This window comes from Niastella vici (assembly GCF_002077945.1).
GTDB lineage: Bacteria > Bacteroidota > Bacteroidia > Chitinophagales > Chitinophagaceae > Niastella > Niastella vici.
The window spans coordinates 510956-518155 of the sequence record NZ_LVYD01000002.1; the positions used below are offsets into that span (position 1 = coordinate 510956).

Here is a 7200-nt window from a genome sequence, read left to right on the forward strand (position 1 = left end):
CCATAATCAAGGTCAGCCCTTTTTTTGTGTATTTATGCAACCCACAGGATCTATTCAGTTGATTATATAAGAAAAATGTAGTATATTAAAGAACGACATAAAATGGGTATATACTCATTTCCAAATTAAACCTGATGAGCATTGAACCGCATATTATTGATCCGAAATTTACAATCCTCTTCAAAGACACATTTGGACTGAATGAAAAAGAGTTCAACATGCTGTTGTCATGTTTCGAAGTCAAATACATTCGCAAAAAAGATTTTTATGTAAAGCCCGGTACCATTTGCAGGCATAAAGCGTATGTAAATAAAGGCTGCCTGCGTACTTATGTAATAGATGAAAAAGGCCATGAGCGGATTCTTTTTTTCCCTATGGAAGATTGGTGGGTTGCCGATATCGACAGTTATTACTCCGGCCATGCAGCAACTAATTACATCCAGGCCATAGAGAATTGCGAACTGCTTGAAATTTCCAAAGAAGATTTTCAGATGTTGGAGAATACAATACCTAGGCTCAAGCAATGGTATATAGTAAAAATGACCCGCAGAGCCACCGGTTCTGCAAGAAGAATGGAAGAATTGAGAACCATGACGCCGCAGGAACGTTATGTTAGCTTAATTGAAAAAAGCCCGGAGATTTTTGACCGCATTCCACTTCAGGACATTGCTTCCTACCTGAATATAGAACCCCAGTCGCTGAGCCGCCTGCGCAGAAAACTAACTAAACATTAAATTCCCCGTCATTTTTTTTCTTAACCTGGGTTAAGTGATTTCGTAATTACAATTACCAATTTTATGTAAACAAAAATTGATAATTATGAAAACATTAGTAATCGGTGCAACCGGGAATACCGGTTCTATCCTCATTCCAGCATTAATAAAATCAGGTCAGAAGGTTCGTGCATTTGTGCACCACGAACAAAAAGCACAGGCGCTTAAAGAAGCCGGTGCGGAAATTTATGTCGGCGACCTGGATCGTCCGGAAACCATTGATGGCGCTTTGAAAGACATTGACCAGGTATATTTCTGTTTGTGGAATGGGCCCACAGCGGCCACCCAGGGTATCAACGTCATTAACGCCATTAAACGGGTGGGAACCAATTCGTTTGTGGTAAGGCATTCGGCTTTTGGCAGTAAAGGATCAAGGATCATTCAGCAGATAGATGAAGTGGATAATGCGCTCAAAGCCTCAGGTCTTCACTGGACCAGCATCAGGCCCACCTTTTTTATGCAAAATCTTCTGATGGCTGCATCCACTGTACAGCAGGATGGGAGCATTTATTGGGATTGGGCTGATGGCAAAGTTGGAATGATTGATGTGCGGGATGTGGCAGAAAGTGCCCTGGGTGCTTTAACCGGAAAAGCAGAAGAAGGTAAAGAATACGTTCTTACCGGACCGGCGCCGGTATCTATGAAAGATGTTGCCACAACATTTTCAAAAAAATTGGGTAAAAAGGTGAATTACGTGCCGGTTTCTCATGAAGCATCCAAACAAGCCATGATGGGCATGGGTTTTCCTGAGTTCATAGTAGATGGCTATATTGAATTGAATGAGGGATTTTCTAACGGTGTTGCCAATACCTCCACTAAAAATGTTCAGTTACTAACAGGGCATCCGGCCCGGTCAGTAGAAGATTTTGCCAGTGATTTTAAGGATTATTTCATCAGCCATAATTAAGCGGAAAAGAAAACTACCACTTTTTCCCGGCCGTGTCTTCATTGGTGAGACACGGCATTTTAATATACCTGCATGTTACTAAAACATTTAATTGATTAACTTTAAATAATCCGGCTCTTTTGTATACTTAACCAAAAACTCAATTAAAACGAATTGATATGAGAGCTATTATTTTGTTTATCACAACGATGGTTTTTGGGTGATAGGGAGGAAAGGTGGAGAAGAAAAATTTCAGCAGTTGCTATCCCAGAAGCTGGCGGGAAAAACTCCTTCGATCACTGTAGTCGATTACAAGGATGCATCTATTGCCGGTATATTCAATAAATCACTGCCGGGTTCCTCTGTTAACTGTACAGGAGAGACATTTTCAAGTTATATGAAATATTGCATGACGGAACCTGATCACTTTTTTAAAATTCCACGCCCCTGATTGATGAGGTTCTATACAGAGTTGCTTGTCGTAGCATATGGTTTATTTTAAAAGTATCGCGTCAGCCGTAATCTGGGTTACAGCATTTGGTTTATATACAAAATTTAAACGTCTAACAAATTAGGACCTGTGATATGCAACCCAAGTAAGCTTCATCGGGTGCGAAGCATCAACGACGAAGCTTAATGTTGCTTGGAACCGTCGGTAGCCGGGCAATAGAAAAACTAATTTCTTTGCAACACTTCGAACCCGTTAATGATCTGATAGCCAACACTTAATGTAAAGAAGAATAAATTGCTGATAATAATTCGAACAAAAAAACGCCTTCAAATTCAACAACTTGAAGACGTTTCGATTTTCCGCGGAGAGAGAGGGATGTGAACCTACTCTACTCCTTATTGTTAGTCAGTTAGTTGAGTGCTGCAAAATGGAATACTCAATGGATGACGCTTGTGATTTTTGACAATATAAGAACTGATATTATTTTATAAAGATAAATAAAACTGTTGAGAAGAGTTTTCGCACTAACAAAAGGGTACTAATCTCTAATTTATTACAATGCAATACTGCCACGAAGACTAAACTAAATCGTCCCTTTATCTTTAATATTATTTTTACTCGTTTCTCTTGCCTAAATCAAATCCCAGGCAAGATTTTCAAGATTGAGAAAATCAAAATATGACAGTTGTATCTATATTGCATTGCAATAAGTTTTCTAGCAAAAATTATTTACCATACTAAAATAGGAGAAAAGGAAACGAAATGTTTTTTAAGGCAAGAGAATACAGGGTTTAACTGTACAAATCATATCCGGTCCTGCTTAGGCAAAAGGGTTTTTAGATCGGGCAATAAACCAACCAGCTTCTCCAATACAATAGCCGCATTCTCTGAAGCCGGAATCCGCCATTTGTCGTCTTTGTCAAAATCAGCATGATCAGAAATTCCCCGGATAATAAGCACCCCTATTCTTTCAACAACATGGTTTAATTCTTCTTCATAAAAAGTATTACTCATCCCCACAGCTTCAGTTTCTAGCGCTAGTGTCTTGCTGTTGAAATTTTTTAGCCATAGCTTAATTGCAGAAGAAGGGTTGCCCACTACTGCATTCCCGGATCCAATTGGTCCGGGCTGAACCAAAAATGTTTTTTCAAGAGAATCCGGGCTTGCTTCTAACCTGCAAAATTCCCCATACTCGTTAAAAAATTCATTAATAAAGATCTGCAACTTGGCAGAAACCCTGTATGTGCTACCACGCTCCTTTATCTCACCATCCGCTACTTCCTTTCTTTTGTCATAATCTATAACCTGGTTCGCAATACAAACGTCACATAATTTCATTTTATCATCAATACATCCGCCCACCCCAAACAGAACCATTAGCTTTGGATTAAATTCATCTACAATATCCCTGTAGGCGGGCGCTACCGATTCATTGCCCTGGATCAATTGCTGAGTCATTACAACAGAATGCTGAATGCCGCCCAATCCCTGCAATGTACCTTTGCTATACTTTCTAACCGTTTTCTTTCCATGTTCAGCCTTGAAATTTTTGAGGATTTTATCAATAGCCCTTTTCTCAGGCGGAACAATTGTAATTATCCCAATATCAAAAGTTTCCGAAACAGGTTGTACCATATCGAAATATCCAATTATGATTTGTTCTGTGATAGTTGAATTTATAGTGACAATGCCTGAAGTTGAAAAATTGATCAATCTGCCGGAATCCTTTTCAATATCATTTACCAATACGTCATGCTGATCTTTTGACAATGAAACGGTAGCGAAAACTGGCCGGCATGTAAGATTAGTCAAATGCTCAACAACAGGTTCTGCCCTATCGAAGAAAAAGCCAAATTTAATATTATTGTTATTTTTAGCCTGTACTGTAATTGTGGAATTGGAAGGAAGATCAGTGAAAAGTACAAAAAAGTACGTACACTTTCCTTTTATAGCAGCCGAAATTCTGCCTATCAGCTCTATCAATCGCCTTTTCGCAAATGCGCCTCTTCCAATAATTAACCTGCCGCTGTTAAGTTTATTTTTACCTTCTGAAACAGCATAAAAAGAAGGCGGCAGATTGTTTTGCTCTTTATACCGGAATATTTCTTTTTCAAATTCTAACAGCACTTCAGAAATAATATGATCAATTTGCCGACGGTTATAATCGTCTACGTAATCATAATGTACCCAAAAAGCATGTGGGTACTCGGCCGCATACTCCACCTTTCCAAAGGGAGACACTATTAAATCAACTTTTTCCAATATTAGCCTGGCATCATCATGCAATTCATCGAGTTTACGCAAGGTAGTGCTAATAAAACGCCTGCTTTTAAATGCATTTATTTCCTCTAACGCTAAAGTAAGCCGGACGTCATTTATATATTTTTTAATTGTTATAACATTTTCACCTGTATGCTGCTCAAGCAAGGACATCAAACCATTAACTTCTTCTACGACTGGCTCAAAACCCTGAATAATATCTTTTATCTCATCTGCAATTTTGTCCTTTGAATAACTTGCTTTTCTAAGCTCCTGTTGTAACCTTTCATGAAGGGGATTGTTTTCTTTCTGGAGTTTACTGTCTTTTACCTGTCTGCGAAGATTAGCAACATTCTGACTTTGATATTCCAACTGGGTGTTAAAATAATTTAAGGTAAGTTTATCTTCACCCGACAACTGTAACAACTTCCTGAATAGCGAATCCAGTATCCTGAGGTATATATTTGCTTTAAATAACCAAGCAGCCTGCCTGTCAATTAAAACTTTAAGGTTCTCATCAATACTATTCTCATCCCACTCCATATTTTCCGACCAAAACTGCCGCCAATTCCTCGCCGTTACTTTGCTTACATTTAACAAGCCTGTTGTTATATCTTCTATTATTTGATGTCCTCTTTTTGTTTTAAAGTCAACAAATTTGTCCTGGCCGCTATTAACAGCCGTCCACATTTTATTTTTATGCCTTAAATCTCTAATGATAGTGTAATACTGCTTTTGGTTCCTTGCCTGCAAATTAACAGATTCTTTGTACCGCTTCCAACGATTTTTAAAGATCGAAATTTCAGCAGCCATAGAAGCAGCAATATCGTTTGGATTAAGGCAGCTTGTCAAAATCACCATATCCTTTTGAACCAGCCGGGGCATTTCCTCATTAGCATACAGCATACCAAAAATATCGCCTATATTTTCTGCTTCCATTCTGATATTTGCATTCACATCCGACGCATCAATCTCTTCTACCTTATAAAAATCATCTTCTGCTTCCGACAGGTATTTCTTTTCAAGAAGAATGGTTGAGAGCCACTGGCTTTTCTGGTCTTCATTCAGATATACAGGACTAAGTTGCTTGTCATTTTCCATCACCTGCTCTGCCGCCACCTGCCCAAACATAAAATTCTTTACACTAACAATCCTATAAACTCCTTTCGGGGGATTATCATAAATAAATTCACGCAAAAGTTTTTTATGTACACCTATCTTCAATAACAGTACAAGTAACTTTTCTGTCCAGATATGTGGAATTGTAGTCCGGTTAGCACTTTTCGAAAACTCTTCCAACATAAGAATACAGACCTTCTCTTCCAATTCGCTGAAAATAACATCTTCACCATGACGATAAGCTCTGAAAAGAATGCCATTCTCCTCGCCTGTAATAGGCACAACGATACCCATGTCTATAGACCGATCCAGGAAAAGTGATACCAGCTTCTCTGTATCATAACAACTGGCATAGTCAGACACAAGGTTTTGCAGGTACGTAACAGAAAAACCTTTTTTCAGCCTTGTAAGAATAGTTTTGTACTCCTCGTTATTAAATACCTCCTTGTGATGTTTCTTTACAAGCTCTCTTGACTTTAGTTCCTTCGAATAATACAGATCAATAAATGGTTCTGCCAGCTTTGCATTGATGCTTAACAAATTCACTTCCTTTATCTGGCTTTCAAACTTTGTATTGTTTAAATCGTAATGGGTTCCCGATGTAAAAGTGGCAGCTTTAAAAATATTGTCAGCCTGTGAGAAAATGGCCCTAACGATCGTAACCATGCGAGGGGGATATAAAAATTCCAGGGCCCGATTATCCTGATGTAGCGAAATCTTACTGTCAGTTAACCTTGCAATCTCCTGTACCCAGATCCTGCCCAGATAATGAGCAGCAATATGCTGGATCAGTCGAAGCTTTGATTGTGAACTGGTAAAACATTCGGTAAGAATTTCCACCTCATCACCAAAATGGCTTAAAATGGAATTGAAGATATCATTAACAGCAACAGCGCTTATTGGTTTTAAGATTACAATTGGCAGTATCTTGAGATGGTAAACATTCCTTGTTGTAAGATTAGATACAGCTACTTTCCGGGACCGTGAATAGGTACTGCGGTTGTTTTCTATAAGCTTACCATACAACCTCAATTTGCAGATGGAGGTGCCCGAAATTTGAAACCCGAGATCCTCATCCAATTTCTCCAGAAAAAACTTGTTAGGAGTAATAGTCAGTGAGATGACAGAATTCAGTTTCTGAAGGCTGGAAGTGATTTCATCACAATCCCAACAGGAATTGATTAGGGCATTATCTAACACACTTTCAGGGACCCTGATGCGCGTATAAAGCGGAAAATCTACCGCATAAGGCCGTGGAAATATAGATAATGCCGTTACAATGTCTGAACAGAGTTTAATACACTCGTCATTCTTTAATTTTAAATATGGCTCCTGCAAATAGGAATTTCCATTTTCGTCAAGAAGCAGTTCCGGCGTATACCAATCTTTGTTAACGGATATTACTGTAACCTGTATCGCCGCAACTTCTGCTTTTTTTAAAACATTGATCGTTTCAAAAATCGTTGTGCCAGACACTATAGCATCATCCACAATTGTAATTCTTTTACCCTTTAGCCACTTCAGATTCATGTCCAATATCCTGTCGGTGGTTACATGGCCATTTAGCTTTAGCAATCCTAACTCCTGTAAACATTCGGTAAAACATGCCGCTTTCCTGGCCAGCAACAAAAAAACATCTGTATCGGTGTTGGTTATCTTTTTTCCAAATTCAATTATGCCTGTATGTAGATTCCTGCGCATGTTGACCCACC

At 38.7% G+C, this 7200-nt stretch carries 3 protein-coding genes; 2 read left to right on the forward strand and 1 reads right to left on the reverse strand.

Annotated features, from left to right (window positions below):
• Nucleotides 1–134: 134 nt before the first annotated feature.
• Both A3860_RS05425 and A3860_RS05430 read left to right on the forward strand, forming a co-directional pair.
• Nucleotides 135–734: a Crp/Fnr family transcriptional regulator gene (locus A3860_RS05425; protein ID WP_081145528.1), complete on the forward strand. Its 600-nt coding sequence runs from the start codon at nt 135–137 to the stop codon at nt 732–734.
• A gap of 85 nt (nt 735–819) precedes the next feature.
• A complete protein-coding gene (locus A3860_RS05430) occupies nt 820–1680 on the forward strand; it encodes an NmrA family NAD(P)-binding protein (protein WP_081145529.1) in 861 nt (286 codons plus the stop codon).
• 1234 nt (nt 1681–2914) lie between these two features.
• Here the strand turns inward: A3860_RS05430 and A3860_RS05435 are convergent.
• The gene (locus A3860_RS05435; protein ID WP_081145530.1) at nt 2915–7189 is read right to left on the reverse strand and encodes a phosphorylase family protein; all 4275 of its coding nucleotides are present in this window, start codon (nt 7187–7189) and stop codon (nt 2915–2917) included.
• Between the last annotated feature and the right edge of the window lie 11 nt (nt 7190–7200).

Bases quoted from the DNA above. Each gene is read 5' to 3' on its own strand.
- A3860_RS05435 (WP_081145530.1), bottom strand. From the start codon at position 7,189: ATGCGCAGGAATCTACATACAGGCATAATTGAATTTGGAAAAAAGATA.
- A3860_RS05425 (WP_081145528.1), top strand. From the start codon at position 135: ATGAGCATTGAACCGCATATTATTGATCCGAAATTTACAATCCTCTTC.
- A3860_RS05430 (WP_081145529.1), top strand. From the start codon at position 820: ATGAAAACATTAGTAATCGGTGCAACCGGGAATACCGGTTCTATCCTC.